22 protein-coding genes, 1 tRNA gene and 1 pseudogene are annotated in these 25,861 nt (G+C 62.6%); 11 read left to right on the top strand and 13 right to left on the bottom strand.

Annotation, left to right across the window (positions count from 1 at the left end):
* Positions 1-84 precede the first annotated feature (84 nt).
* The 6 genes from RCH22_RS16285 to RCH22_RS16310 are packed head-to-tail and all read right to left on the bottom strand — an operon-like array spanning position 85 to position 7,265.
* Positions 85-1,818 carry a protein kinase gene (locus tag RCH22_RS16285; RefSeq protein ID WP_327014714.1) on the bottom strand — a complete coding sequence of 578 codons (1,734 nt, stop codon included), beginning with the start codon at positions 1,816-1,818 and terminating at the stop codon, positions 85-87.
* Positions 1,815-3,266, bottom strand: a complete 1,452-nt coding sequence (locus RCH22_RS16290) for a penicillin-binding protein 2 (RefSeq protein ID WP_327014715.1) — start codon at positions 3,264-3,266, stop codon at positions 1,815-1,817. Before RCH22_RS16290 ends, RCH22_RS16285 begins: the two co-directional genes overlap by 4 nt.
* The gene (locus tag RCH22_RS16295; protein ID WP_327014716.1) at positions 3,266-4,666 is read right to left on the bottom strand and encodes an FtsW/RodA/SpoVE family cell cycle protein; all 1,401 of its coding nucleotides are present in this window, start codon (positions 4,664-4,666) and stop codon (positions 3,266-3,268) included. The genes RCH22_RS16290 and RCH22_RS16295 overlap by 1 nt, the downstream gene beginning before the upstream one ends.
* Positions 4,659-5,888 carry a PP2C family serine/threonine-protein phosphatase gene (locus RCH22_RS16300; RefSeq protein WP_327014717.1) on the bottom strand — a complete coding sequence of 410 codons (1,230 nt, stop codon included), beginning with the start codon at positions 5,886-5,888 and terminating at the stop codon, positions 4,659-4,661. Before RCH22_RS16300 ends, RCH22_RS16295 begins: the two co-directional genes overlap by 8 nt.
* A gap of 4 nt (positions 5,889-5,892) precedes the next feature.
* Complete coding sequence (locus RCH22_RS16305; RefSeq protein ID WP_327014718.1) at positions 5,893-6,510, bottom strand: FHA domain-containing protein; 618 nt, start codon at positions 6,508-6,510, stop codon at positions 5,893-5,895.
* Positions 6,507-7,265, bottom strand: a complete 759-nt coding sequence (locus RCH22_RS16310; protein ID WP_327014719.1) for a DUF3662 and FHA domain-containing protein — start codon at positions 7,263-7,265, stop codon at positions 6,507-6,509. Before RCH22_RS16310 ends, RCH22_RS16305 begins: the two co-directional genes overlap by 4 nt.
* 286 nt (positions 7,266-7,551) lie before the next feature.
* Here RCH22_RS16310 and RCH22_RS16315 point away from each other — a divergent pair.
* A tRNA-Leu gene (locus tag RCH22_RS16315) sits at positions 7,552-7,635 on the top strand.
* Positions 7,636-7,878: 243 nt separating this feature from the next.
* Here RCH22_RS16315 and RCH22_RS16320 read toward each other — a convergent pair.
* Together RCH22_RS16320 and RCH22_RS16325 are read right to left on the bottom strand one after the other, a co-directional pair.
* Positions 7,879-9,648, bottom strand: a complete 1,770-nt coding sequence (locus tag RCH22_RS16320; protein ID WP_322138502.1) for a hypothetical protein — start codon at positions 9,646-9,648, stop codon at positions 7,879-7,881.
* Positions 9,645-10,526, bottom strand: a complete 882-nt coding sequence (locus tag RCH22_RS16325) for a hypothetical protein (RefSeq protein ID WP_322138501.1) — start codon at positions 10,524-10,526, stop codon at positions 9,645-9,647. The genes RCH22_RS16320 and RCH22_RS16325 overlap by 4 nt, the downstream gene beginning before the upstream one ends.
* Before the next feature lie 137 nt (positions 10,527-10,663).
* Here RCH22_RS16325 and RCH22_RS16330 point away from each other — a divergent pair, with 137 nt between their 5' ends.
* A complete protein-coding gene (locus tag RCH22_RS16330) occupies positions 10,664-10,942 on the top strand; it encodes a helix-turn-helix transcriptional regulator (RefSeq protein ID WP_322138500.1) in 279 nt (92 codons plus the stop codon).
* Positions 10,943-11,231: 289 nt separating this feature from the next.
* Here the strand turns inward: RCH22_RS16330 and RCH22_RS16335 are convergent, their stop codons facing one another.
* Positions 11,232-12,125, bottom strand: a complete 894-nt coding sequence (locus RCH22_RS16335; RefSeq protein ID WP_327014720.1) for a hypothetical protein — start codon at positions 12,123-12,125, stop codon at positions 11,232-11,234.
* Between the two features lie 104 nt (positions 12,126-12,229).
* Here RCH22_RS16335 and RCH22_RS16340 point away from each other — a divergent pair, with 104 nt between their 5' ends.
* The 5 genes from RCH22_RS16340 (at position 12,230) to RCH22_RS16355 (ending at position 17,086) form a co-directional block, all read left to right on the top strand.
* The gene (locus tag RCH22_RS16340; protein ID WP_327014721.1) at positions 12,230-12,544 is read left to right on the top strand and encodes a hypothetical protein; all 315 of its coding nucleotides are present in this window, start codon (positions 12,230-12,232) and stop codon (positions 12,542-12,544) included.
* The gene (locus RCH22_RS16345; protein ID WP_327014722.1) at positions 12,534-12,911 is read left to right on the top strand and encodes a hypothetical protein; all 378 of its coding nucleotides are present in this window, start codon (positions 12,534-12,536) and stop codon (positions 12,909-12,911) included. Before RCH22_RS16340 ends, RCH22_RS16345 begins: the two co-directional genes overlap by 11 nt.
* Before the next feature lie 418 nt (positions 12,912-13,329).
* The gene (locus RCH22_RS21230; protein WP_369125308.1) at positions 13,330-13,536 is read left to right on the top strand and encodes a CU044_2847 family protein; all 207 of its coding nucleotides are present in this window, start codon (positions 13,330-13,332) and stop codon (positions 13,534-13,536) included.
* A gap of 90 nt (positions 13,537-13,626) precedes the next feature.
* Complete coding sequence (locus RCH22_RS16350; RefSeq protein WP_327015555.1) at positions 13,627-14,769, top strand: ATP-binding protein; 1,143 nt, start codon at positions 13,627-13,629, stop codon at positions 14,767-14,769.
* Positions 14,770-15,055: 286 nt separating this feature from the next.
* Entirely contained in the window at positions 15,056-17,086 is a 2,031-nt protein-coding gene (locus tag RCH22_RS16355) for a S8 family peptidase (protein WP_327014723.1), read from the top strand.
* Positions 17,087-17,229: 143 nt separating this feature from the next.
* Here RCH22_RS16355 and RCH22_RS16360 read toward each other — a convergent pair whose 3' ends face one another.
* Entirely contained in the window at positions 17,230-17,826 is a 597-nt protein-coding gene (locus tag RCH22_RS16360) for a hypothetical protein (protein WP_327014724.1), read from the bottom strand.
* Between the two features lie 975 nt (positions 17,827-18,801).
* A pseudogene (locus tag RCH22_RS16365) lies at positions 18,802-20,044 on the bottom strand (IS256 family transposase).
* A gap of 445 nt (positions 20,045-20,489) precedes the next feature.
* Here RCH22_RS16365 and RCH22_RS16370 point away from each other — a divergent pair.
* From RCH22_RS16370 to RCH22_RS16385, 4 genes are all read left to right on the top strand, one after another.
* Positions 20,490-20,882 (top strand): helix-turn-helix domain-containing protein, encoded by a 393-nt coding sequence (locus RCH22_RS16370; protein WP_327014725.1) that lies wholly within the window; start codon positions 20,490-20,492, stop codon positions 20,880-20,882.
* 161 nt (positions 20,883-21,043) lie between these two features.
* On the top strand, positions 21,044-21,997 hold the full coding sequence (locus tag RCH22_RS16375) for a DUF3039 domain-containing protein (RefSeq protein WP_327014726.1): 954 nt from the start codon (positions 21,044-21,046) through the stop codon (positions 21,995-21,997).
* 29 nt (positions 21,998-22,026) lie between these two features.
* Entirely contained in the window at positions 22,027-22,476 is a 450-nt protein-coding gene (locus RCH22_RS16380; protein ID WP_327014727.1) for a hypothetical protein, read from the top strand.
* Between the two features lie 414 nt (positions 22,477-22,890).
* On the top strand, positions 22,891-23,382 hold the full coding sequence (locus RCH22_RS16385; RefSeq protein WP_327014728.1) for a hypothetical protein: 492 nt from the start codon (positions 22,891-22,893) through the stop codon (positions 23,380-23,382).
* A 109-nt stretch (positions 23,383-23,491) separates the two neighbouring features.
* On the opposite strand, the gene RCH22_RS16390 is transcribed toward RCH22_RS16385, so the two are convergent.
* Positions 23,492-24,241 carry an ATP-binding protein gene (locus RCH22_RS16390; RefSeq protein WP_327012687.1) on the bottom strand — a complete coding sequence of 250 codons (750 nt, stop codon included), beginning with the start codon at positions 24,239-24,241 and terminating at the stop codon, positions 23,492-23,494.
* Positions 24,238-25,788: an IS21 family transposase gene (gene istA, locus RCH22_RS16395; protein WP_327012688.1), complete on the bottom strand. Its 1,551-nt coding sequence runs from the start codon at positions 25,786-25,788 to the stop codon at positions 24,238-24,240. The genes RCH22_RS16390 and istA overlap by 4 nt, the downstream gene beginning before the upstream one ends.
* Between the last annotated feature and the right edge of the window lie 73 nt (positions 25,789-25,861).

Genomic DNA, 25,861 nt, shown 5'->3' on the forward strand with positions numbered 1-25,861 from the left:
CATTCGGCTCCGGACATCGCCCCGGCTGAGGCAACCCTGGTTGCGCGGATCTTGGCTATTTTAGCTGACGTCCCTGCGTCAGTCTTACGGGGTCGCAGCGGTGATCGGCACCGCGGTAGAGGACGGCGACCAGGCTGAGGCGACCTGTCCGCAGTAGTACAGGTACTTGACGGTCATCGATCCGACCGGGCCGGCGACGACGGTCGCCGTGGTGACATCGGCGCCCGTCGGGTTCGCGGATTGCACCGTGCCGCCCGTGACCTCGAGCTTGTACCCGGCCAGGGTCTGGCCAGTGGGGCACGACTGCGCGACCCAGGTGTAGGTCACCGTCTTACCGCTGGCGACGGTGGTCGTGGTTGTCGTCGGAGCGGCGCTCGGGGCGTCGGGCACGACGGCCGGAGCGTAGACCGTGACCGTGATCTTCTCGCCCTTCTTCACCGGGCCGGTCGGGTTGACCGAGTAGACCGTGTCCGCGACCTGGGTGGCCGGGTCGACCGAGGCCTTGCCCGTTGCGACGTCGGCGACGAAGCCCATGTCAGCGAGCATCTTGCGAGCCTCCGCGCTCGTCTTACCGATGAAATCGGACTCGGTTACCTCCGCTGTGGTGGGCGTCGGGGTCGGGGTTGGCGTCGGCGTGGGCGTCGGAGTGGCTCTCGGCGTCTTCGAGGGAGTCGGCGTCGGAGTGCTCGACGTTGTCGACGTCGTCACGGGGGTGCTTCCGCTGTTCTGCTGGGAAACGAACGCGACAATGCCACCGATGAGAACAAGGGCCAGCAGTGCGATCAGGGCGATGAGAGGCCAGGTCCAGGGGCTCCGCTTCTTCTTCGCGGCCTCCTCGGCCTCCGCCGCTGCCGCTGACGCACGCGTGACGGGCGGCAGCCCGGAGGGAAGCAGCGTGGTTGCCTGCGCGTTCGCGCCGGCACCGGGCATGAGCATGGTCGCCATGGTGGGGGTGACCCCGTTCATAACGGCAGGAACGGAAGCGGCCGCGAGTGCGACATCACCGCGGCGCAGGGCGGTCGCGGCCCTCGCGAGGTGGGCCGCGGATGCCGGGCGATCCGCCGGGTTCTTCGCGAGGCAGGAGATGACGAGGTTGCGGACCGGCTCGGAGACGGTGTCGGGCAGGTCAGGGGCGATCTCGTTGATCTGCGCCATCGCGATGGCCACCTGGGACTCGCCCGTGAACGGGCGGCGTCCGGCGAGGCACTCGTATGCCACGATCCCCAGTGAGTAGATGTCGGTCGTCGGCGACGCCGAGCGACCGCTCGCCTGTTCGGGCGAGAGGTACTGCACGGTGCCCATGACCTGGCCGGTCGCGGTCAGTGGAACCTGGTCCGCGATGCGGGCGATGCCGAAGTCGGTGATCTTGACGCGGCCGTCGGGGGTGATCAGCAGGTTCCCTGGCTTGATGTCCCGGTGCACCAGTCCCGCGGCGTGCGCGGCGTGCAGTGCGGATGCCGTCTGAGCGACGATATCGAGGACCTTGTCGGTCGGCAGGACGTGCTCGCGCTCGAGGATCGTCGACAGGGCTTCGCCTGGTACGAGTTCCATGACGAGGAACGCGCTTCCGTCTTCTTCGCCGTAGTCGAAGACATTGGCGATGCCTTCGTGGTTGACGAGAGCGGCGTGACGGGCCTCGGCGCGGAAGCGCTCGAGGAAGCCCGGGTCACCGAGGTACTCGTCTTTCAAGATCTTGATTGCAACGGTACGACCGATTACGAGGTCGACGGACTGCCAGACCTCGCCCATTCCGCCGATGGCGATCCGGGACTTCAGTTCGTAGCGTCCCCCGAAGGTGAGCCCTGCTGTGGGTCTCATTTGTTCAGCACCGCCTCTAGTACCTGCTTTGCAACGGGTGCGGCGAGCAAATTGCCGTACCCCTTCTGGCCAAGACCTCCGCCATCCTCGACGAGGACGGTGATCGCGTATTTTGGATCTCCTGCGGGAGCAAAACCGGTGAACCAGAGTGTGTATGGCTCGCCAGTTCCGTTCTCGGCCGTACCCGTTTTTCCCGCCACGTTGACCCCGTCTATTCTTGCATTGCTCGCCGCGCCATCCGCGACGTCATTGACCATCATCTGGGTCATCGTGGCCGCGGTTGCGGCGCTGATCACCTGTTTCACTGTCTTTGGCGTAAAGCTTTCGAGAGGGCTGAGATTGGGGGCGATGATTTCCTCCACCAGGTTCGGCGCCATCTGGACACCGCCGTTTGCGATCGTCGCCGACACCATCGCCATCTGCAGGGGGGTTGCGCGCACTTCAAACTGCCCGAATGCCGAGAGTGCTGTCTGCGCGTCGTCGAGGACCGTGGGGTACACGCTCGTCGCGACGTCGAGGGGAACCGAGTAGCTCGTGTTGAACCCGTACTTCTCGGCCATCTCCCGGATGGCCGTCGACCCGAGCTGCAGCCCGAGCTCGGCCATGGGGATGTTGCAGGACAGGCGCAGCGCAGTGGCGATCGTGACCGTGTCTCCGCTGCCGCAGGTGCCGCCACCGGAATTGATCACGATCGACGAGCTGCCCGGCAGCGTGAAGGTCGCCAGGTTCGGGAAAGCGCTGTCGGGGGTGAACTTGCCCGATTCGATGGCAGCGGATGCGACGACGAGCTTGAAGACGGAGCCTGGAGGGTTGAGCGCATCGATGGACCGGTTGATGAGGGGGTTACCCGGGTCGCTCACGAGGCTCTGGTACGTGCCGGCGACGGCCTCGTTGTCGTGCACGGCGAGCAGGTTCGGGTCGTAGCTCGGCTTGGACACCATGGCCAGGATCCGGCCGGTCTTCGGCTCGGTGACGATGACGGCACCGGTGAGGTTCCCGAGGGCATCCCAGGCGGCCTGCTGGGCGCCAGGGTCGATCGTGACCTCGACCGAGGCGCCCTTGGAGACCTGCCCGGTGACGAGGGAGTTCATCTGGTCGAAGAACTGGGAGTCCGAGGTGCCGCTGAGCTCGCCGTTGAGCGCGCGCTCGAGCCCGGTGGCCGCGCCGTTGATGGGCAGGAACCCCGTGACAGGGGCGTAGAGCGCGGCCTTGCTGTACGTGCGCAGGTACTTGTAGTTGTCATCGGTCGGGACCGACTGTGCGATCGGGGTGCCGGCAACAAGGATGGCGCCGCGCTCGACCATGTAGCTGTCGTAGAGCGTGCGGGTATTGCGGGAGTCTGCGGACAGGCTTTCGGCCTGGAATACCTGGATGATCGTCGTCGAGCTGAGCAGGGCGACGAACATCAGCATGACGACAATGCTGACGCGCTTGAGTTCGCGATTCATCAGACCACCAGCCTGGGTTGGTTGCGGATGGTGTCGGACAGGCGAAGCAGGAGCGCGACGATGATCCAGTTGGCGACGAGCGATGACCCGCCGGCCGCGAGGAAGGGTGTCGTGAGCCCCGTGAGCGGAATGACCCTGGTGACACCGCCGATCACGATGAAGCACTGCAGGGCGACGACGAAGGAGAGCCCGACGCCGAGGAGCTTGCCGAAGTCGTCGTTGCCGGCGAAGCCGATGCGGATGCCGCGGGCCACGAAGAGCAGGTACAGGGCCAGGATCGCGAACAGCCCGGCGAGGCCGAGTTCCTCTCCGAGGCTCGCGATGATGTAGTCGCTCTGCGGAACCGGGGTGATTTCAGGGCGTCCCTGGCCGAGGCCGGTGCCGAGAAGCCCGCCCTTGGCAAGCCCGAACAGGCCCTGGACGAGCTGGTAGCTGCCGCCGTCTGCGTTGTAGACGTCGGGGTTGAGCGCATCGAGCCAGTTCTGGAACCGGCCGTGCACGTAGTCGAGGGTCTGGCTGGCGATGATCGCGCCGCCGATGAAGAGGGTCATGCCGAGCAGGACCCAGCTGAGCCGGCCGGTCGCGATGTAGAGCATGACTAAGAAAAGACCGAAGTAGAGGAGCGCCGTTCCGAGGTCGCGCTGGAAGATAATGACCGACATCGAGAGGGCCCAGAGCACCAGGATCGGACCGAGGTCGCGCAGCCGCGGGAACTTCATCCAGAGCACCCGGCGGCCGACCATCGACAGGCTGTCCCGGTTGCGGACCAGATAGCCGGCGAAGAAGATCGCGAGGGCGATCTTTGCAATTTCACCGGGCTGGAAAGTTGCGAAGGAGCCGATGCCGATCCAGACCCTGGCACCGCTGACCTCGCGGCCGAGGCCGGGGACGAGCGGGAGGAGGAGCAGGACGACCGCGACGAACCCGGACACGTAGGTGTAGCGGAAGAGCACCCGGTGGTTGCGGATGACGAGCATCACCGTGATCGCGCAGGCGATCGCCAGGCCGCTCCATACGGTCTGGCGAACCGCGGCACTGTTCCAGCCGGCGTCTCCGTTGGCGATGTCGATGCGGTAGATCATCGCAATGCCGATGCCATTCAGGAGCGTGGCGATCGGCAGGATGAACGGGTCGGCGTCCCGCGCCACGAAGCGCAGGACGATGTGCAGGCAGAGCACGAGGCCGGACAACCCTGCGCCCAGCACGACGAGGGTCGTATCGATGTGCCCGAGCGCCCCGAGCTGGACGAGCACGACGGCCGAGGCGTTGATTCCGCACGCGACGATGAGCAGGAACAGTTCGACGTTCCGCATCTTCTGCGGCAGGTGCAGTCGCCGCTTGCTCCCTGGCTTGGACTTCGGAGCGCGCGTGGGGGCATCCGTTGCCCGCGCGTTACTCATTCTTCGCCTTCGTCAGGCGCTCGATCACGAGGCGGGCCTCATCGAGCGAAGCTGCGCTGATGGTCTGCTCGACCTGCTGCCGGTCGTAGACCCGCAGGTCGGTGACCTGGAGCGGGGTCTCCTCGTAAACGGAGTGGAGGGAGATGGGCCCGAGGTCCTGTTGCACGCCGCGGAAGATCGCGACCGTGCTGCCCTCAACGCCTACGTAGTACCGCGTCTGTGTCCACTGGTAGCCGAGGATTCCGCCGCCGACGAGGGCGACGATGAGCAGGATAACGCCGGCGAGCCAGGTGGCCTTGCGGCGGCGGGCGCGGCGGGCATCCTCCTCGATGAGTTCGGTGAGGTAGTCCTGGGAGTCGGGTTCGAAGTGGGTCTCGCGAACGGGGTGCAGGCGCAGGCTCGACATCCGCAGGGCACGGCTGCGTCCGGGTTCCTCCCCGAAGGCCAGCGGTGCGGAAGCCGACCCGACGACGATGGGGGTGTCGATGCGTTCGCCCGGCGCGCCGATGTCGACGACGACGATCGTGACATTGTCAGGGGCTCCGCCGTCGAGGCTCTCCTTGACGAGTCGATCCGCGACGTCCTGCGGGTCGAGATCGCTCGAGAGTGCGGCCGCGATGCTCGTGTTGGAGACGACGCCACTCAGTCCGTCAGAGCAGATCAGCCAGCGGTCGCCGGCGAAGGTCGCGAGGATCGAGGTGTCGATCTCGGGGGCGGCCTCGACGTCGCCGAGCACGCGCATGAGGACCGAGCGGCGCGGGTGCACCATCGCCTCCTGCTCGGTGATGCGGCCACTGTCGACGAGGCGTTGCACGAAGGTGTGGTCGATCGTGATCTGGGAGAGCTCGCCCTGGCGCAGCAGGTAGATGCGTGAGTCGCCGATGTGGGCGATCGCGACCTCGTCGTTGAGCACGATCAGGGCGCTGACGGTCGTGCCCATTCCGGTCAGCTCAGTGTGCTCGTAGACCGTCTCCGCGAGGAGCGAGTTTGCCGCGATGAGGGCGGCCTGGAGCGCGAATTCGGCGTCCTGCGGGCTCTGGTAGTCCCGGTCGGCCTCGATGATGCGCTTGGTCGCGATCGCGGAGGCAACGTCGCCGCCCGCGTGCCCGCCCATGCCGTCTGCCACGAGGAACAGGTGCTGGCCGGAGTAACCGGAGTCCTGGTTGTTGGACCGGATCTTTCCAACGTGGGACGCGGCCGCGCTGTGACTGACTGTCGCCATGGACCTACCGCCGAAGCTCGAAGCTGGTCGCGCCGATCTTGACGGTGGTGTTCAAGGGGACAGGAGTCGGAACCGCAAGGCGTACGCCCGCGAGGAAGGTGCCGTTTGTCGAATCGAGATCCTGGATCATCCACTTGTCATTCCACAGCATCAGCCGGGCATGGTGGGTCGACGTGTAGTCGTCGCGAATGACGAGGCTTGAATCGGCGGAGCGACCGATCGTGACCGAATCCACGGTCAACGGGAATTCGGTGCCGGCCTTCGGGCCGGAGGTAATCACTAGCCTGGTCGCGTTCTGGGCGGTGGCCTTGTCGCCGGGGCCGAGGTCATTCTTCGCGGCTTGCGCCGAGAACTGTTCCGTCGGTGCTGAAGGGGATGCCGCCGGCGGCTGGACGAAGGCGGGACCGCCCTGCATTACCGGAGCCGCGGCCGGTACGGCCGACGGGAATGAAGCGGCGAGTCCGGCGGACGCCACGGCGGGGGCGCCGTCCTTGGGCTGCTTGCGGACCCTCTGGCCGAAGAGGTCGCTGCGGAGGGCATAGACGATGCCGAAGATGAAGAGCCAGAGCATGAGAAGGAAACCGAGCCGCAGGACGAGCAGGGTCAGCTCGCTGACATTCATGCGGAGGGCCCCCAGAATCCGCCCATGTCGTGGCGCTCGTGCGGTGCGGCCGGCAGGTCGGAGCGCTTGTCGGCAGCGGGGGCATCCGCGTGGGCCTGGGCGAGCACCCGGAAGACGATGCGGGTGCGGCCGATGGTGATGACCGAATCCGGTTCGAGGATCGCCTGCTTGACGGCGACTCCGTTGAGCTGGGATCCATTCGTGGAGCCGAGGTCGCGCACCTGCGCACGGGCGCCATCCCAGGTGATCTCGACGTGGCGGCGGGAGGTGCCGGTGTCGTCGATGGTGATGTCGGCATCCGTGCCACGACCGATGACCGTGGTCGACTTGCGGAGCGGGTACCGCTTGCCGCCGACATCGACGACGGGCGTCCAGGTGACGCTGCCCTTGACGGTGGACGAGTCGATCTGGACCATTCCCTCGCTGAGGCCGCGGTCGTCGGAGAGGCTGATCGCGATGCCGCCGGCGAACTGATAGCGCTGCTCGTTGCCGTGCTGCTGGACCAGGTCGGTGAGCTCGTCGATGAGTGCCGGTCCGAGGTTGGTCATTCGCTGGAAGTCGGTGTGGCTCATGCGGACGGTGAAGCGATTGGGCGCGAGGATGCGGTCGCGGGACACCACCGCTGCCTTGGTGTCCAGTTCGCGACGCAGCGCGGAGGTGATCTCCACCGGCTGTAGTCCCGACTTGAAGGTCTTGGCAAATGCGCCGTTTACGGCGCGCTCAAGGCCCTTTTCAAAGTTATCCAGAATGCCCACAGGTCTCCCGATCCGATCCTTTCGGCTATCAGCATGTTACTTGCCTCGCGTGTTAACTCGCCCGCCGGGCACATGGAACCGGAATTGTCATCCTACGGGAGGCGGCTATGGGCACGGAGGTGGGTCGGTTTCAGTCCGGCCAGGGGGCAGTCTCCCATGCCTCGCGTCCGAGAGGGTCACGAGACGGCAAACGGGGCGGATGCTGCGCGCGTCCTTCCGCCCCGCCCCGCCCGGCGGCTCCACGAATGGCATTCGCACCCTGAATAGTGCTAGCCTCTCTAAGTTCGCGCGAGTGGCGGAATTGGCAGACGCGCTGGCTTCAGGTGCCAGTGTTCGAAAGGACGTGGGGGTTCAAGTCCCCCCTCGCGCACAGCGGGTTGATTGCCAAATAGGTTGAATCTATTTGCGAAACCCGGTCGGACAAGAAAGGCCCCCGAGAAATCGGGGGCCTTTCGTCATTCCTGGCGCTTAGGTTGCCTCACGGCGAAGCCGACTCACCACGCAAAGGCCATTCGGGCACGAAAAAGCGCCCCAGCGGACTCGAAGAGGTGTTTTCGAGCGTGCTGGAGCGCCGTGTATTGCGAGTGAAAGTGTCGGTGGACCCGGGCCGGGCCTAGGTCTTGGCTGGTGACGTCTGGAAGTCGTCCCAGGCGGCGACGCGCTTGTCCTTGCGGTTCTTGCGCCTCTTCCGGAGCAGGAGTTTCCGTGCCTTGCGGTCGGCGCGTTCGTCGTCGGTCTCGGGCCGGAGCATGTCGTCGCGGAACTTTTGCAGTTTCCGGAGGTTGCCGGCGACGACGAGGATGCTCACGAGTAGGTATTGGGCGGTGGAGCCGCGGACGCGTCGCCGGCTGGAGTCGCCGATGGCTTCGTGGGAGCTGTCTTTGAGGAAGCCGTTGGCGCCTTCGATGGTGTTGCGGTCGTGGGAGTAGATTTCCTGCCACTCGTTGCTGCCGTACTGATAGTGCTGGGCGAGCTTCGCGCCGACCTCGAACGGGACGCTCACCGAGGTAGCATTAGTGCAGATTGTGTCGGGCTTGACGGGCGGGTTATAGATGGTCGTCAGTGCGTCGTCGACCTTGGCGCAACCGTTCTCGACGAGCGGGCAGCTGACGGTTGCGCCGGGCCCTCGGGCTGGGCACATCATCGGGACGCGTCCCTTGGCGTCGGGCTTCTCCTTGGGGCGCAGCATGTACTGGCGGCGTTCCACGATACGTTTCCGCCAGGTGGCGGCGTTGATTTCCTTCGCACGGTAGAGGAGGGTCGCGTTGATGAGGCCTTCGGGCATTGACGGGCAGTACAAGGCGCCCTCGACCTGGATGGAACCTGCATAGCCGTTCTTGAGGCCAAGCTGGAGGTCGAGGTAGTCGGTGACGACAAGGTAGCCGAGCTTGCGAAGTGGCATGTGCAGTTCCTCGGTCTTCGCGAAAGCGAAGTACCCGCGGTCGCCGGTGGCGCGGCCCGCGGGGTGCCCTCTCTCGGCGACGCTCTCGAAGATGTGGCGCGCGGTGCGGATGAGCGCTGTCCCCGGGATGTTAAAGCCGATGCCCGCGACGAGGAGCGGGTACCCGGGGAGGGTCTTGGGGTCGTGGTTGGTCTGCACGGCGATGGTCAGGTCCCAGCCGAACACGGACTTCACCGACTTCGTCGAGTCGTTGGTCTCCTTGTGACTGCTGGTACGGCGGTACCAGCCTGCGTCGGACTCAATGGCCACGTGCGTCTTGGACCGTGGAGCGCCGCGCTTCCCGTAGGCGGGAACGACGGTGGCGTCCACGCAGAGATCGCCCTGCCACTGGCTACGGGCCGCTTCGGGCACGAGCTGGAGGGTGGCTTCAATCAAGGCGTTGCACACCCAGTCCAGGCGCGCCTGTTTGACCTCGCTGTTGGCCTCGATACGGTGTCGCAGCGTTTCTTCGTATTGTTCAGGGGTTGAGAACTTCCACTGCTTGCCCGGCTTCGGGTCGATGGCGTCCAGAGCTCGGTGCAGGGCCCGCCAGAGCGGGAAGTACCAGCCCTTGGCGGACTCCCTCTTGCCCCACAGGTCGAGGTGTCGCAGGGACTTCCCGCTCAACCGGTCGGAAGCGATGGTCGCCATCTCCTTGACGAACAGGGCGCTGCGCTCGGTGCTGAGCAGCAGGAAAAGGATGAGCACCGTGCGGGTGCTGGCGACACTCTGACGTCCGCCCGGCGCAGTCTTCACCCGGTCCGCAGCTCGCCAGGCGTCAATTTGCTCGGCGACTTTGGAGTCGTCGACGAGCTTGCCGATGAACTCGACCTGGCTGTGGGATATGCGGCTGGCGTTGCCGGTGAATCCGTGCTTGGGCAGCGTCCGTCGGAGCTGCTCCATGACTGTCGAAGACACCGGCGGCGCGGGTGTCGCCGTCATGGTCGCAGCTCCCCGCGGAAGAGGACCTTCAGGTCGGAGGCCTCGGGCATCCGCACGAACGGCGCGAGCCGTTCGAACGTGCTGAACGTCTTGACGCCGAGCGCTTCGGCGAGGGCGACGATGGGTGTCCTGGCCTCGAGATGCCCCACAATCCACGTGGACCGCAGGCGCTCCACGGTCGGGAACTCGCGGCCCTTCGCCGTGGAGTTCAGAAACTTCTTCACGTAGGCGACCGCGTTGTTGGGGCGCTCGTCCTTCACGAACAGGTAGTCCACGACCAACGGCCCCCGCAGGAGTTGCCGAATGTCGTCCTCCCAGTCGGCCAGGCAGACGACCGTGCGCGGGCTTGCACCCGTCACGGTGACGAGGACGCCGTCCGCTGTGGAGTCCACGTCCTCGACCTTGAGGTGCACGATCTCGGCAGTCGTCAAGGCGCAGCCCGCGGCGAGGGCGAGCAGCACCATCCAGTTATGACGGCGCAGCGCGGTGGACCGCGTGGCGGCCTGACTGCGGAACCGAATCATCGCCGCCGAAGAATACGGGGCAAAGGGATTCGGGCGCGGCTTCTTCCCTGCGTCGCGGCGCACCGGGTCGAACGAGTGGAGCTCGCCGGCGATGCGGAGCAAGCGCAGGCGCTCTGCCCGCGCGACGACAGGAGAGAAGCCTCCCAACTGGCGTGCGGCGAACGTCTCGATGTGTCGTCCGCTGAAGACGATGCTTCGCTCGAGCGGGAGGCAGGCCGTCTCCGTCGTCCAGACGGCGAGCCGGGACACAGCGGTCAGGGCTTTGCTGGCTTCGGCGCTGCTTGTCGGCGCGAAGTCTGCAACGGCGGACCGGGTGAAGTCCGCGACGTCGTCCCAGAGGCGTTTGGGAATCATCGGAGTGAAGTTCTGAATGGTTTGGGCGACATTCGCGTCCAATTGCAGATTACTATATGCGTTATGTATATCGTCGACAAGGGCCAAAGCCTCGGGTGTCATCGGGCACCCCGCGTTCCGTGCTCTACGCTCGTCCTATGTCCAGGCCCGCCCGACCCATTCCGCACGACCTCACGGACAACTGGCCCGAAATGTCCTCGGTAGATCCCGTCGGGGAGGTCGCCCGGCAGTTCGCTCTGAACGTGAAGGCCGCCATCGGAGACCGAAGCATCCGCGGTGCGGCCCGCGACGTGGGCGTGGACCCCTCGACGATGATGTCCGTACTCAACGGCCGCTCCTGGCCCGACCTCGCCACCATCGCCAAGCTCGAAATAGGCTTCGGCGTGGACCTCTGGCCGGGGCGGCTCGACAAGTAGATTCGGGTGCCTCTCTGGGGCGCGCTGAGCGGTCTCGGTGGGGACTGTCGGTCGGATGGTGGAAGTAGTTTGCACGCCGTATCTATGCGCGCACTTTTGGCCAGGTGCTCATTCGCTGATTGACGGCAGCAGACGCGGAACGAATTGATTCAACGTCGTCTCGCCCGGAGACCTGTTGCGGCGATGCTGCTCGGGATGATCTGAGCGTATTCAGGACCACTGACATCCTGTTTTCGTAGTTCGTGGAGCAATCAACTCGCGTTTCAAGAGTCGGACACCGATCCCCCTCTCACGCGTCCCGCAGCCGCGCCCTAACCTCACTCGCATCGCAGTCGCGCACGAACCGCACGTACCGTGTGAGCGCCTCCAGAGACTCAATGCCGGCAGCGCGCATGAGCGGGACGACCGGTGTGGCCGCGTCCAGATGCCGGAGTATCCAGGTTGCGCGCAGTCGCTGGGACTGGGGTTTGACGCCGACGACCTGGCTGCGGTCGATGAAGTTGGCGATGAGGTTCGGGTAGTAGGCGCCGTGGTTCTCTCGGAAGGCGAACTTCTCTGGCTCAAGGGTGAGGGTCCGGTCGACCAAGACCTGCTCCCACTCTCGAAGTACTGGCACGGACCGTGGGCGCTCACCGTTGATTTGCAGGAGCACGCCGCCCTCGTCAACCGCGATGTCGCGCACGCGGAGCTGGCCGATTTCGGATGCGGCCAGTCCAGCGCCGGCACCGGTGGCCAGCAGCACCCAGGCGTTCGCGCGCCGTGCCGGAGTCGACTGCGTGGAGGCCCAACTGCGAAGCGAGATCAGCTCCGCGCTCGAGTACGGGGCTGCCGGCTCTGACGGCTCGAGCGCGGCGAGTCGCCGGGGCACTTCTCCCGGGTCGAGCAGTATCTCGGACATCCGCAGAAGCTGACTCCGGAGGTTGCCCCGTGAGGCAGGCTTCAATGTGGGGCAGCCGACAGCGATGAACCGGGACACCACGTCCCGTCGGAACACGACACTGCGCTCCAACGGGAGCCCTGCCGTCTGCCAGGTCCATGCAGCGAGGCGTGACGCCGCGACCTTCAACTCGGCCGCCGTGTATGGGGTGCTGTCGGACGAATCCGCGACGGCGTCGAGGACGAATTGCTTCACTTCGATCCAGACTGCCAAGTCCAGATTCGGTTCGTAGTCGGAACTTGTCACCGCAACTCCAAATACTCGAATTGCGGATTAGTATATGCATCGAAGGTACCTGAATCCAGAGTGTGTCGGCCACGCGAAATGGTCGACAGGGAGGGTCGGCGAAAATGGAGAACGAACCGCAGGAGGTCACGTCCCTAGCTGGTGACGAGCGCGGCGTCTGGCGCGTTGTCACGCAGGGCAGCTCGCACATCGTGGACTTGGACGCCAAGACGGTCACACGCATTCCAGGACCGGGCAGGCCGGCCACCTTCAACGACGTAACGCGGCCACTCCGCAGCCTAGAGGCGTGCAGTGTCGGCGAATCCGGCCGATGGACGATGATCTCCGACGACGAGATGACGGAATTCTACTGGCATGTCACCAGCCAGATCCGCCGGATTGAGCGCGTCGAGCAGTCAGGTGCCGGCCATGAGGATTGAGACGGTCTGGCGCGAAATAGAGGCGACCTGGGGGCTGCTCAGCCCTGAGGAGGTGTTGGAGGCCCTGAATCTGCCGAAGACCGATGTCGACGTGGTCTCTCGGATGAGAGCGGATGGACAGCTCCTCGCCATCGAGCGAGGACGTGCGTACGCGTATCCGGGCTTCCAATTCGAATCGGGACATGTCGCACCGGTCATTCCCGCCCTGGTGGAGCTCGCGCACGAGGTGGCCTTGTCGCAGAACGAGCTCGTCGTCTGGCTGTGCTTCCCCTCCGGCTACTTCGGCGGCGACCGGCCGGTGGAGCACCTGGATGAGCCGGACGAGCTCCTCGAGAAGGCTAGGGCCGACGCGACGGTGGAGTGGTAGGGCGTGAATGCTAACTGCTGGACGAGCATATGCGGCATTGCTGGTCAGACATGCACAGCCCAGTAATGGTGTCGAGCGAAAAGCGGACTACTAGTCCGGCGCAAGCCGGCACCGGAAATCGCATTTGGGGAACAATGGTCAAGCATCCACAGGGATCGATCATTCTCGAATCATTCGCAGATGCTTTGGTCGCACCAACCGCCGTCCTCCCGTCATTGGAAATCGGGACAGCGGAGCGTCGGTAGCATTGACAAACGGCTCGAGCTTACCCGCTCTATTTCGGGGGCTGAATTTGGTTTGCCGTTCTACCTAAAGGAGCCAGCCCGCGGTGGTTGATTATCTAATTGAAGTCCTTTCCGCCCCAGAATATGTAGCATCGTCGGGCCTGCACCCTCGGAGCATTGTGACCAAGGACGTCGTGGACACTACCAAGCGCATCGGTGAAGCCATAGCGGACACGTGTGGCAGCGTTTTTGGGACGGTGCAAGACGCGCTCGTGGAATCCATGCCAGATGTCTTGGAGATCTCATTTGGGGTCTCGGTGTCCGCAGAGGGCGGTATGCCATTGGTGGGCAGGGCAGGAATGGAATCCACATTCTCAGTAACAGCCACCTGGAATAAGTAGCGCTGTATCGAAAAGCACTCTGATACTTCACCGCCTTACCAAGAGCATTACCTGCTAATGTCGGTGGTTTCACGTAGTGTGTAAAGCGTGATGGCAGAATACAATAATTCTTACCAGGTCCGCCACGGCACGCATCTTGCGATTGCCGACCTTGTCCGAGTGGGCATGAGTGGTGATAAAGCTGCTGCGGAACGGCTGGGACGACGCTTGATGAATGAACCCCCAACCGGAATCCGTGACACGGCCGCGTTCACAGCGGCCGTAGATCTAGCTATTCGAAACTCAAGCAGCCCAGCGCGGGGTCTCCAACGTTCATTTCGGGACGGAACGTCGGCAGGTACGGTTTCTCTACAAGTCCCCGCGCCTTCCGCTCAGCGACTTGAGTTCAACGGCAAGATGGGGGACCATCTAACGATGCTCATTCGCGAGCGTGCCGCACGTGAAGAACTCCGAGTCGCGGGCCTTGCGCCCGTCTCGAAAGTGCTTCTCAGCGGTCCCCCCGGAGTCGGCAAAACCATGTCCGCCCATTGGCTTGCCGGACATCTCGGTTTGCCTCTGATCGTCGTCGATCTTGCGCAGACGATGTCAAGTTTTCTCGGTGAGAGCGGCAGAAACATCAAAGGAGCCTTCTCGGAAGCAGAAGCGACTGAGTGCGTGTTCCTAATCGACGAATTTGACGCTCTCGCCAAACGACGGGATGACTCAAGCGACATTGGTGAGTTGAAAAGGCTCGTCAACGTTCTTCTCTTGGAACTCGATGCCTGGACGGGTCGAAGCCTCCTAGTCGCCGCGACCAATCACTCGCAACTACTAGATCCGGCTGTCCAACGGCGTTTCGATTTGGCAGTCGAAATACCTTTGCCGGATGCACAAGAAATCGAGGCAATGCTGAGTGGCGTCTTCGGCCGTGAAGCGCCGGACGCGCAAATCACCAAAATTACGGCCGACGCGCTATTGGGGACAAGCAATTCTGACGTTGTTCGGTTCTGTCGCGCTGTCTATCGTCACTCAATTGTTGAAGCTCGCCCTCTTCGTCAGGTACTACTGGAACGTCTCCTAGAGATGCACGCTGGTGACCGAGTCGCGCAAGGCGAGATGTGGCGACAGCTCAAGGACGACTACGGAATGTCAAGTCGAGCCATTGCAGAGCATGCTAGCTTGAGCCATCCGACGGTAAACGCCGGTATCCAGCGGGCGAGGGGGCAACGAGATGGCGGATTTGTCGAGCGTTAGCAAGAATCGACCGCTACTGACGGGTGGAGAGGCGCTGCGAACAAGCGTTCTAGGCAAGCCTGGATCACCGCAGAAGGAACCGTTCTTTCCGGTAGACCTCCCTGGGGTCATAGCGAGCCTGGCCCCACAAGCGGAAGCAATCGCGACGTACTTCAGTTTGCTCTCACCCGATCTGCGCGATGAGCGCGTGTACATGGAAGCTCGTCTGCGCCCAAATTTCCTAGCCGCATCCCACCTGCCGAAAACACTATTTGCGGAAATGGGAGCCCGCCAAGTCGGGACTGTCGTGGACCGAAGCGACAAAGTCACCCGCGCAAAGACTTATCCCAATGAAGTCACGAAACGAATTATTCTCAGTGTGCCCATGGACGGGGTCAAACGGCTGTCCTCCATCCTCCTTAGTGCCGTCGGATCAACTAATGTGCTACTGCAATCGGACATCAAAAAACTAGACCAATTTAGTTTGCCAACTAATTCAGGTGATGACTCTGATGTGAACCTCGCAGCCGAGGTGGTTACGTATGAGGCGGTCCTAAACGCAGCAGTGAATGCGCAAGGTGCGCGAGTTGCGGTGTCCCACCAGGTCATCACGAAATTCGCTGACTACATTTCTTTGCTTTCTGGCGGAGAAGTTGTACTCGACTATGTCCGGCCTGTTGGAGACGTTACGTTCATTCCAGTGCGCCTGAGACGCGATCAGCTGGCGCTTGCCTTTCGGTTCAATCCGCTACGGTCGTTGCGACCCATGCCGACATTCCGACCGACCTCCGGACTCAGTATTCGTGGTGTGGAGCGCGCACTTGCCCCCTCGACCCTGATCCCGCAGAGCATTGCTCACTCAGTAGGCGTGTTTGATGGAGGAATAGGTAAAGCGCAGCAGAACTCACTGTTTTTCCCAAGCGCGGATGTCGAGCTCACAGGGAGTCCCGAAGATTCGCAATTCGTTCAACACGGAACTGCAGTCGTCGGGGCCGCAATGTATGGCCTGGTCGAGGACGATGAGCAAGTTCCAATCCCGTACCTCCCGGTCGAAAGCTATCGGATCCTTCCTCCCGTGAACGTACCGAACGACTTGCACTGTTTCTGGGCGCTTGATCAGATCAAAGCTGTTATTGAGAATGGCCTTCATGACGTTTATAACCTGAGCCTCGGCCCTCGACTTCCGGTCGCCGACCACTCAATTCCTAATCGCTGGACGAACGAGCTCGACGAGCTTGCATGGCAGAAGCAAGTTCTCATCGTGGTCGCAGCAGGCAATGACGGGCACTATTCTCCGGGGACCGGACTGCACCGAGTTCAGGTTCCAGCCGATATGGTCAATGGGTTGACTGTTGGAGCCTGCGACATTCCGGCCCCGCAACCAAAATGGTTGCGTTCACCGGAGTCTTCATATGGGCCCGGTCGATACGGCGGCCGCATTAGTCCAGCTGTAGTGCAGTTTGGTGGTACCGCGGTCGATCCGATGTGGGTTCTTACAGCGCATGGACAACTTCGAAAGGACGCTGGGACGAGTTTCGCCGCACCGGTGGTAACACACGCCCTTTCGGGCCTAATCAACCGCCTTGATAGTGCTGACCCGAGCACGCTCCGTGCCTTCGCGGTCCATTTCGCAGAACGCCCCCGCCCGATGAAAATGATTACGGAAGTAGGACACGGTCGCGCGCCGCTATCGTTCAATGCCAGCCTGATTTGCGGTCCAAATAACGTGCATATTCTCTACAGAGACCGAATTTTACGAAAGCAAGACCTATCGTACGAAATCCCTACCCCGAGTGGTTTCAGCTCAAAGCTCGAGCTAAAGATCACTCTCGCGTATGCAAGCCCCACCGACCCATCGGACGCGCTTGAATATACAAAAGCGTCATTGGACCTCACCCTTCGCCCTAATGAGGAGCACTACCGATTCAATGAACCGGGAGATGAGCCGCGCAACGTAACGGCACTGAGAGGCAGCGCTGAAGCCGCGACTGCCGAACTTTTGGGCTGGACGCCCAGCAGGCATCCCCTCTCAAAGACACTCACACCGAGTGAGTCAGCGAACCGCTCAGAGTCTTGGCGGCGGAAGGAAGGCAAATGGGAGACCGTTCGCCACTTCCGCCTGACATTGCCTGCTGGCAGTTACCTTAAGCCACGACTGCACATGAATTACCTGGCCAGGGAATTTGGCGCGCTCACGGATGCTGTGCCACCAATCCCGTTTGCATTGGTTGTCAGCGTTGTCGACACTGATATGTCTGGCGAACTCTACGACCGAATTCAAGCTGAGTATCCGATGCTGCACGGTGTTCCTGCACTGCCAAGCCAGGTCCGCACCTAGCTCTCACGGCATCGCAGCGAAGGCGGCCCCGTCCGGGTTGGGTTTCGCGCACGAAATAGCGCACCAGCTGGCTAAAAGGGCTGTTGTTCGGGTTCCTGCCATTCCATTCCGCCGTATGAGTTGTAGGAGGTGAGCGACTCTGTCTATTGCGCATCACGAGGGTCTGGACGTGGTCGCTCAGTTTCTGAAACGGAGGCCCCGAATTTGAGTGCAGCATGAACCTCCGAGTACCTCGAAAACCCACTCGTTACAGCTGCAATGACCGAGCCAAACGTAACTAGCGGCAGCAGGAAGCGGAGCGGGTCGAGGGAGTCTTTGCCATCAAGCTCGATCCCGACCATGGATGAAAAGACGCTCGCGGCGAAAAGGAGGATCCAGCCCCAAAAGACGCCACGAGCGACCTCGGTCGCCTTGGCATATTCGGCGGTTGTTGCTCCGCGAATTTGAAACGCCCAAACCGTGAGCACAACGGAAACGACCAATGCTGGGACAAAGACCATCACCGTTAGCGGGAAGGAGCTCGCGTCCGTGTGAAGTCCGGTCTCGAATAGGAGTAGGCAGTTGAATCCCACAGGCAGCAGAAATACTTCAGGGTGTTTCTTGTCGCCGGGATAGAGATACCCAAGACCCGAGCCGAGCGCGCAAACTGCCAGACCTAATATAAGAAACCCGAAGGATACCCAACCATCCGTCCACAGACGGAAAACGATAAGGACGCCAAAACTCGTCGCCAGGGCCACAGACGCCGCGATGAGGATCCACCCTAAGTTGGGGTTGGGGTGAGATACCGCCTTCCGAAGTAGGGTCAAAGGATTCAGCTGGAGGCCGCCGCCTATGAATAACCCTGCTGTGGTTGCGCCAACTGCTCGAAGAAACGGGTCAATTCCTGGCACGAACATGGCGACGGACAGTAGGACCCCAGAGACGATGAGCGCTACCCCGATGACCTGAGGCCAATTGGTACGTTCGGGCCCGGTGAGTCGACCCCGCGAAGCCCGCATTAGGCGGTCCGGCCGTCAGGCGCTGACACGGACGAGGTGACCGCGGTCTCTTGCTGTCGGCCTCGAGGTGATGTCCAGGCAATCCGTGCGCCAAAGGGGACTCTCGTCACTACCGGATACTCCTCGGGGACTTGCCGTCTCTGGGCCGCTGAATCCCAAGTTGAGGCCAAGTGGGGAACGGGGAGGTCCAAGACGTCGCCTCTGAGCATCTTGGGTCGTTGGCCTTCCACGCGCACATAGTCCGACGTGAGCTTTATGAGGACATCGTGCGCTCCGTCCGGTCTACCGTTGCGCAGCTCCAGCACATCTCGTTCGGGCCAGCTGAATTCCCAGTCGACGATGTTTCGTTCGCTGGCGGCAAGCCGGGCTTGCCGGTTCCGATATTCCCCAAGCAGCAACGCCGTGCCGCCGAGAAATGCAGCAGCGACTGCAATCCATTCACTTGGTCCCATATCCAGAACCTAGCGGCCACGGGCGACATGGAGGGTCCAGTAGCGCTCGATGGAGTCTCGCCTGTCGGCAAATACCGTTTGCGCCCATTAACTCGAGCCACTTCCTCGCGTCTTCGGAGTCGCGAATCTCTCAGCGACTCTGTGTCGAGATTTCCAAAGACGCCAACGGTCAAGGTGATAGCTGGAACCCACGCCGTGCAGAGCTCGTTCGGTCAAGTCCAAATGTGTGGTGTAACGCGTTTGCCGTGTGATTCTTGGATTTTTAGGCGCTGAGGGCGCCGAGTTCGGTTGTGGGTTCCTCCTTCTCGGTCGGGACGATGGTGAGGCGTGAGCGGCTGAGGACGTCGAGGCCGAGGTAGCGGCGGCCTTCGATCCATTCGTCGTGTTGTTCGGCCAGGACCGCTCCGACGAGCCGGATCAGGGAGCCGCGGTCGGGGAAGATGCCCACGACGTCGGTGCGGCGGCGGATCTCACGGTTGAGGCGTTCCTGTGGGTTGTTGGACCAGAGCTGACGCCAGATCTCCTTCGGGAACCCGGTGAACGCGAGCACGTCGGCCCGGGCTGTCTCGAGGTGGGTGGCGACCGCGGGGAGCTTGTCCTCGAGGGCGTTCAGGACCCGGTCGAACTGGGCGTGCACGGCGTCCTTGTCGGGCTGTTCATAGACGCAAGTGGAGCAGGGTCTTCACCCACGGCCAGCTGGACTTCGGGGTCGCGGACATCAGATTCGCGGCGTAGTGGGTTCGACAGCGCTGCCAGGTGGCGCCGGGCAGGGTGGCCCCGATTGCGGCGACGAGGCCGGCATGGGCGTCGCTGGTGACGAGCTTCACCCCAGTCAGGCCGCGGGCGGTCAGGTCGCGGAAGAAACCGAGCCAGCCGGCACCGTCTTCGGCGCTGGTGACCTGCAAACCCAGGATCTCGCGGTGCCCGTCCTTGTTCACGCCCGTCGCGAGGAGCGCGTGGATGTTGGCGACACGGCCGCCCTCGCGGACCTTCAGCACCAGGGCATCGGCGGCGACGAACGTGTAGGGGCCGGCGTCGAGGGGGCGGGTGCGGAACTGCTCGACCTGCTCGTCGAGGTCCTTGGCCATGATCGACACCTGCGACTTGGAGAGACGAGTGATACCGAGGGACTCGACTAGCTTCTCCATCCGCCTGGTCGACACCCCGAGGAGGTAGCAGGTCGCCACGACGCTGGTCAGGGCGGCCTCGGCGCGGCGACGACGTTCGAGGAGCCAGTCCGGGAAGTAGGTGCCGGTGCGCAACTTCGGGATCGCGACATCGAGGGTGCCGGTGCGGGTGTCAAAGTCCCGGTGTCGGTAACCGTTGCGGGAGTTGGTCCGGTCGGCGGAGATCTGGCCGTATTCGGCGCCGCAGACGGCTTCCGCTTCGGCACTCATCAGCGCGTTGATGAACGTGGTCAGCATCTGCCGCATCAGGTCCGGCGAGGCTTGCTCGAGTTGTTCGGACAGGAAACGGGCAGGGTCAATAAAATGGGGTGCGGTCATCGCGTGTACTCCTTCGGAAAAGACTTGATCGGTCTTTCCAAGAATCACGCGGTGGCCGCCTCACATCGGTGCAACACGCCCATCAGGGCCGGGGTTACACCACGCTATTGGACGCAACCGCTCGTTCGTACGCCCCCATTGTTAACATGCCTACCTTCTCGCCAATGGATACGCGATTAATGCCACCCTGCTGGCAGCGACGGGGCACAGTCTTGAGAGGTTACCCAAGTTCTGGAGAAGGTCGGGCGTCTTTCACGAACTTCCGGTGGGCCTCACCGCTGCGTCGACGAGTTGACAACAGTTGTGGCACCTGTGACACTTATGACATGCGTCACCGAAAATCTTGTTGATAATTCTTCAACCACGTTGCGCCGCCGAGGCTCTAGTCCTTAGCCCATATAAAACTAACTATCCAAAATTCACTTTCCGGAATGAGCATCCGACAATGACAACGGTCTCCGTATCCGACGTTTCCACCGACCAGCTAAGAACTCTCGAAAGCACCCGAGATCAGCTTCCTTCCGGAACGCTAAAGAGTGCGCTCGATTCCATGGCCACTGAATTGCGAAGAGGAGAAAATGTCCTCGTCCTCGCTGAGGGTTCTTCGGTCACGCCATCCGAAGCTGCCCGTTTTCTCGGGCTAAGTCGAACTCATCTATACAAAGTTCTCGATTCGGGCGCGCTTCCTTTTTTCGTCGTGGGCGTGCGAGATAAGAGGATTCTTGGTAGAGATCTAGTGGCCTATCAAAGCCGGATGTTCCACGCGCAAAGCCAGACTGCGCTGGCCTTCGCTGGGGGCAGTGCCTCTGAGGACGCTGCGCTCGACGAAATGTCCTAGCGGGTTTTCTGCTGAGGGTCTCGTAGGCTGAGTTAGTGAGCAGAGCCCGACGCGTTACCCTCCGAAGTATTTGTGACGACCTGAAGCAGGACTGGACTGATCCGTCTGACTTGAGGAACGCGTTGGAGCTTCGTCGAGTCGTTGCACGGCGAATGGCCGGCATGGCCAAGGATTCCGAAATTGGAGACCTGCTTCGGCGACTACCTCCAATATCGCGACTGCGGCATCCCCTTATTCAGGCGTTTGACGACCAGTTCTCAGGTGCGGATGACGCAAGCACGCTCCGCGAAGCCATTAGTGCGGTATCCGACCGCAAGTGGTGGAAGCAGACCTTTTCGTCGCGTTGGCGTGGAGCGGCAACTATTTTGATTGAGGATGGGTCCCAAACCGTATGGCTTGGGGCGGCGGGATATCACAGAGCGGGTTCGCCCGAAGATTTCTACTCGTGGTTCGCAGGTGAATGCACCGGAAATTCCGATGCGTTCCTTCCGCAGGCTGAAGACCGGGCTTTGCAAGTGGTCGACTGCAAGGTCGCACAGCTGGACGCGTGGAAAGCTCAACTTCACCTCTCCGTGCTGATTCTGTTGGCGAATGCTCTGGATACATCCAATGCCGGTCCTCTGAAAATCCTGCGACCAGCAGTAGAGCTAGACGCCCTCATGGAACTGTCCATTTCCATCGAGACCCTTGAAGAGGCAGGCGAGCATTTAACCGAGGCAATTCTGACCATTGTTCCTACGGAAAGGAAATACGCGAACCTGACTGGCATTGCGACTCGGACGATTCTCGCGTCCATTCAGCCCGAAACGCTTGAATGGACAACGGCTCCCCTCGCCGGTGAGGCCACGTCTTATCGAGTCCTCGTGGACCAGGCGATGAGTGCACATGCTCGTCAAACGAGGAGCGAAGGAGTCCTGGCTGCGGAAGATCTTCCCGGCGTAGTGAGAATGGGGACCATCGCCCACTACACCCCAGTCACAGGACTAACCGAAGCGTCCCTTGAGGGAACCGCAGTTCGGGCGGTTTGTGGTCATTGGTTCGTGCCCATGCATGACCACAAGGCGCTCCTTGTGTGTCTGACGTGCGCGAATGTCCGCGATAGCCTCCCGGCATAAGGCGCAAACCACGAAAAATCAGCACCGTAATGGATCTCAAGGGCGTGGACTTCGTCACAGAGAAATCGTCCGGGCGCCTCCGAAACCAGGCGCGCGTTGTAGTCCTGCTTCACCCCAGCCTCAAACTTCTCTCTCGAGCGCTTCCCAGCGACAGCGCCAGCAAAGTCGTCGTCGTCGAGTTCCCCACCGTGCCTCTTCACGGCTGGGCAGCTGCGAGCGGGGCGTTCAACGTGGCCACGCGCGAGGTACCCGCTCAGCTCGGCGAGGCGGAGGTAAAGCTGTATGACCGGATCCTCTGGAACCGAAACAACGGGTGGGCCGACGCAGCCGGCAAGCGCGATGCGCTCCACGACCTTCGTCAGCTCCGTGCGGTAGGCCGACTCGACAAGGACGGGCTCATTGGGTTCATGGTGAGCCGCAAGGGGTTTGAAGCTGTCGTGCGGCTGGGGAAGCTTGTCGACAGGGTGCTCGGGGAGTAGAGATTTGGCGTGGGGAGGTGCGGAGCGACTCGACCTCGCGTTCAGGAAATTGGAGCATTTGCGAGTTGAAACCAGCGAGCCATCGGGTTGAGTAGAGCAATCCTCAGTTTTACCCCTGATGAGAGCCATATAATTGCCCCCGAACTGGGGTGAGCGGAGATTGTCAGTCCGTCTTACGGTCGAGGCGTGCCGCACGGTACGTGCACGGTCGATTCGTGTTCTACGGTGAACACGGAACATTTGGGGGGGCTCATCGTGGCTGTTTCGAGGGTGTTCTTGTCGAGTCTTGTCCTGGTATCGATGGTCGCGGCGGTGGTCAGCGTTCCAGCGACTCGGGCACAAGCCGAGCCGGTGGTCGCCACCGCGCACGTGCGGGCGTCGGCGTCTCATGTTCGCGTTCCGGCGGTGCGCAACGTGTCTTCAACCGCGAAGCAGTTTCTGGTCCCGATGACCTTGCCGCCCGCCTCAGGTCCCGACGGCTCCAAGTCGGGCAATCGGGACGTGTCGATGATGGTGTCCCGGCACCTGACTGACTTCAGCGCCCTGGGCTGGAACCCAACCAACGGGAACATGGTGCTGACCGGGCAGCTGCTCAACGTGCACGGGGTCGGCCGGGATCTCACCGTCGGTTGGCGGTACAACTCTCTAAACGATGCCCGCCCTACACTTTCGGTCGGCGGGGCAGAGACCGCCCTCACCGTAGCTGCTGACAATACCGTCACCTACACCGCGCCGGACGGCGGCACATACGCTTTCGTGCCGGCTGGGACGGGGCAGTGGACAATGCCTCCCGGGCTGAATGCGACCATTACGACGTTCACGACGACGACTGTCACTATCCGATTCAACGACACCGGTTTCACGAACGACTATGTGTACGACGGGTCGAAGTTCGCCCTCAAGTGAGTATTCGAGTCTCTGAGCCCCACCCGATCGTGCGGTTGAGCCCCACTGGTCGTGCGGAAGAGCACCAGTGGTGGTGTGGCTCAGCACCACTGGTGCTCCCCGTCACGGATTACGCGGTTGCGAGGGCGGTTTGTTCCCTCATGTTGTAGGTGCCGGTGTCGACCCAGGTGGTGTTGTGGATGATGCGGTCCATGATGGCGTCGGCGTGGACGCTGGCGCCGAGGCGTTGGTGCCAGTCCTTCTGTTGATACTGGGTGCAGAACACTGTTGATGTCTCGCCGTAGCGGCGCTCCATCAGCTCCAGCAGCATTGTCCGCATCGATTCCGTCGGCTTATCGAGCAGCCACTCGTCGATGACCAGCAGCGTGAACGCGGCATATTTGCGGAGGAACTTGCCCGCCCCGCCCGGGGCGTCTTGCGCGGCGACCCAGGCTTCCTCGAGGTCGGGCATGCGGACGTAGTGGGCGCGGATGCGCTGTTCGCAGGCCCGTTTGGCGATCGCGCATCCCAGATACGACTTCCCCGACCCGGTAAAGCCCTGGAAGACGACGTTCTGCTGCCGGGTGACGAACGAGCAGGTCCCGAGCTGGGTCAGCACCTGCCGGTTGAGGCCGCGCTCGTCGAGCAGGTCGATGCGCCGCAGATCCGCGTTCGGGTAACGCAGTCCCGCCCGCCGGATCAGCCCGTCGACCTTGGAATGCATGAAGCTCGAGTAGGCGTCGTCGACGGCCAGCCGGACCCGTTCCTCGAAGGTCAGGCTGATCGAGAGAATCTCGTCCTGGAGGTCGATGGCCTCCAGCAGCTCGCCGGCGTTCATCTCGCGGAGCTTGCGTTTAGTCTCCCCGTCCAGCGCGCTCAACGGTTCCCTCCGGCGTAGTAGGCGCTGCCGCGGACATACCCGCCATCGTCCGGTTCCGGTTCCGGAACTTGTCCGGTTTTGTCTTGCCCGGTGTCGAGGATCGGCCGCAAATGCGCGTAGCGCGGGGAGCGGACCGGCCCCCGCAGCGCGAGTGCGCAGGCGGCCTCGACCCGGGCCGGAGGGAACCGGCGCGACAGTTTCAGCACGGCCAGCGCGGCGTCGAAGCCGGCCTCGTCGATGAAGACGGTCTCGAAGATCTTGGCCGTCACGGTGACGGTTGCCGGCCCGATCCGCGCGGCCCATTCCTCGATCCGGGCTCGGTCCCAGGCCTGGAAGCTGCGCCCCTCGGGCAAGTCCGCATCGTTCGTCCGATACTGGTTCGTCGTCGTGACCGGCAGCAGCAAATGGCTGGCCAGACGCTCGTCGCGCCGATAGACCTCCAGCATCGTCTCGGTGACACGAAGGTCTACCAGCGCGCCGATGTGGCTGAAAGGGACGGAGTAGAAATTCTTGGCCCAGACCACGTGGGCGTTGGCGTTGACCTTTCGTTTATAGGACCACGTGCTGATCTCGAACGGTGCCGCTGGCAGCGCCTGCAACAGAGGTTTCTCCTCGGTGGTGAACACGCTGAGGCGGGACCCGACGCGTTTCTGGAACGGCTCCCGGTTGTAGGCATCCATCTGTTCCCGGATTCGCAGGCGCAACTGCGCCAGCGAGGTGAACGTCTCCTTCCTCAAACCGGCGATGACCCAGGTCGCGACATGGGCCACCGTGTTCTCAGTGCTACTTTTGTCGCGCGGGTGCCGAACTCTGCCGGGGAGCACCGCGGCCGAGTAGTGCGCAGCCATCTCCCGGTAGGCATCGTTCAAAACGACCTCCCCTTCCTTCGGGTGGGAGATCACCCCTGTCTTCAAGTTGTCGGGCACCAGGCGTGGGACGCTGCCGCCGAAGAACGCGAACATTGCAGTGTGGGCGCGCAGCCACGACTCCTGCCGCATATCCAGGGTGGCTTCCACGAACGCATAGCGGCTGAACGGCAGGCACGCGACGAACAAATACACCTTCGACATCTCGCCCGACGTCGGATCGAGTAGTTGCATTGTGGGCCCGGACCAGTCGACCTCGATGCTACGGCCGGCTTTGTGGCCGACCCGCGACGTCGCCCCCGAGACAGCGGCGTGCTCGCCATAGAGGCGGCAGAAGCGGTCGTAGCTCATCGTCGCCTGCGCCATCGATGAGGCGTCTACATACTCCTGGTGCAACAGCTTCAACGTCACCCCGACCCTGGCCAACTCCGTATGCACCCGCGCCCAGTCCGGCTGCGCGAACACACTCTCGTGGACGCCGCGGCCGGGGAACAACGTCGAATACACCTTGGCCTCCGACAACTCGGCGACGTCGTCCCAGTCGAGCCCGAGCCGCTCTGCTGCATCGAGCACAGCTCGAATGCTGTGCCGGGACATTCCCTGGGCGGACTCGATAGCCCGTCGCGACAAGCCCTGATTACGCAGCTGCAGGATCTGCTTCGCTTTGATCTTCCGTACCATTGCCGGTACTCCTTCCACCGTGTGGCGCTCACACGGTGGAAGGAGCTTTTCAGGTGGGGCTCAACCACGCCGG

It is taken from the genome of Cryobacterium sp. GrIS_2_6 (assembly GCF_035984545.1).
Lineage (GTDB): Bacteria > Actinomycetota > Actinomycetes > Actinomycetales > Microbacteriaceae > Cryobacterium.

What these genes read in the sequence shown, in the direction of transcription:
- RCH22_RS16305 (WP_327014718.1), bottom strand. Translation starts at nt 6,510, where the DNA reads ATGAATGTCAGCGAGCTGACCCTGCTCGTCCTGCGGCTCGGTTTCCTT.
- RCH22_RS16285 (WP_327014714.1), bottom strand. Translation starts at nt 1,818, where the DNA reads ATGAGACCCACAGCAGGGCTCACCTTCGGGGGACGCTACGAACTGAAG.
- RCH22_RS16350 (WP_327015555.1), top strand. Translation starts at nt 13,627, where the DNA reads ATGGCAGAATACAATAATTCTTACCAGGTCCGCCACGGCACGCATCTT.
- RCH22_RS16320 (WP_322138502.1), bottom strand. Translation starts at nt 9,648, where the DNA reads ATGACGGCGACACCCGCGCCGCCGGTGTCTTCGACAGTCATGGAGCAG.
- RCH22_RS16290 (WP_327014715.1), bottom strand. Translation starts at nt 3,266, where the DNA reads ATGAATCGCGAACTCAAGCGCGTCAGCATTGTCGTCATGCTGATGTTC.
- RCH22_RS16325 (WP_322138501.1), bottom strand. Translation starts at nt 10,526, where the DNA reads ATGATTCCCAAACGCCTCTGGGACGACGTCGCGGACTTCACCCGGTCC.
- istA (WP_327012688.1), bottom strand. Translation starts at nt 25,788, where the DNA reads ATGGTACGGAAGATCAAAGCGAAGCAGATCCTGCAGCTGCGTAATCAG.
- RCH22_RS16300 (WP_327014717.1), bottom strand. Translation starts at nt 5,888, where the DNA reads ATGGCGACAGTCAGTCACAGCGCGGCCGCGTCCCACGTTGGAAAGATC.
- RCH22_RS16330 (WP_322138500.1), top strand. Translation starts at nt 10,664, where the DNA reads ATGTCCAGGCCCGCCCGACCCATTCCGCACGACCTCACGGACAACTGG.
- RCH22_RS16345 (WP_327014722.1), top strand. Translation starts at nt 12,534, where the DNA reads ATGAGGATTGAGACGGTCTGGCGCGAAATAGAGGCGACCTGGGGGCTG.
- RCH22_RS16380 (WP_327014727.1), top strand. Translation starts at nt 22,027, where the DNA reads ATGGATCTCAAGGGCGTGGACTTCGTCACAGAGAAATCGTCCGGGCGC.
- RCH22_RS16340 (WP_327014721.1), top strand. Translation starts at nt 12,230, where the DNA reads ATGGAGAACGAACCGCAGGAGGTCACGTCCCTAGCTGGTGACGAGCGC.
- RCH22_RS16370 (WP_327014725.1), top strand. Translation starts at nt 20,490, where the DNA reads ATGACAACGGTCTCCGTATCCGACGTTTCCACCGACCAGCTAAGAACT.
- RCH22_RS16375 (WP_327014726.1), top strand. Translation starts at nt 21,044, where the DNA reads ATGGCCAAGGATTCCGAAATTGGAGACCTGCTTCGGCGACTACCTCCA.
- RCH22_RS16295 (WP_327014716.1), bottom strand. Translation starts at nt 4,666, where the DNA reads ATGAGTAACGCGCGGGCAACGGATGCCCCCACGCGCGCTCCGAAGTCC.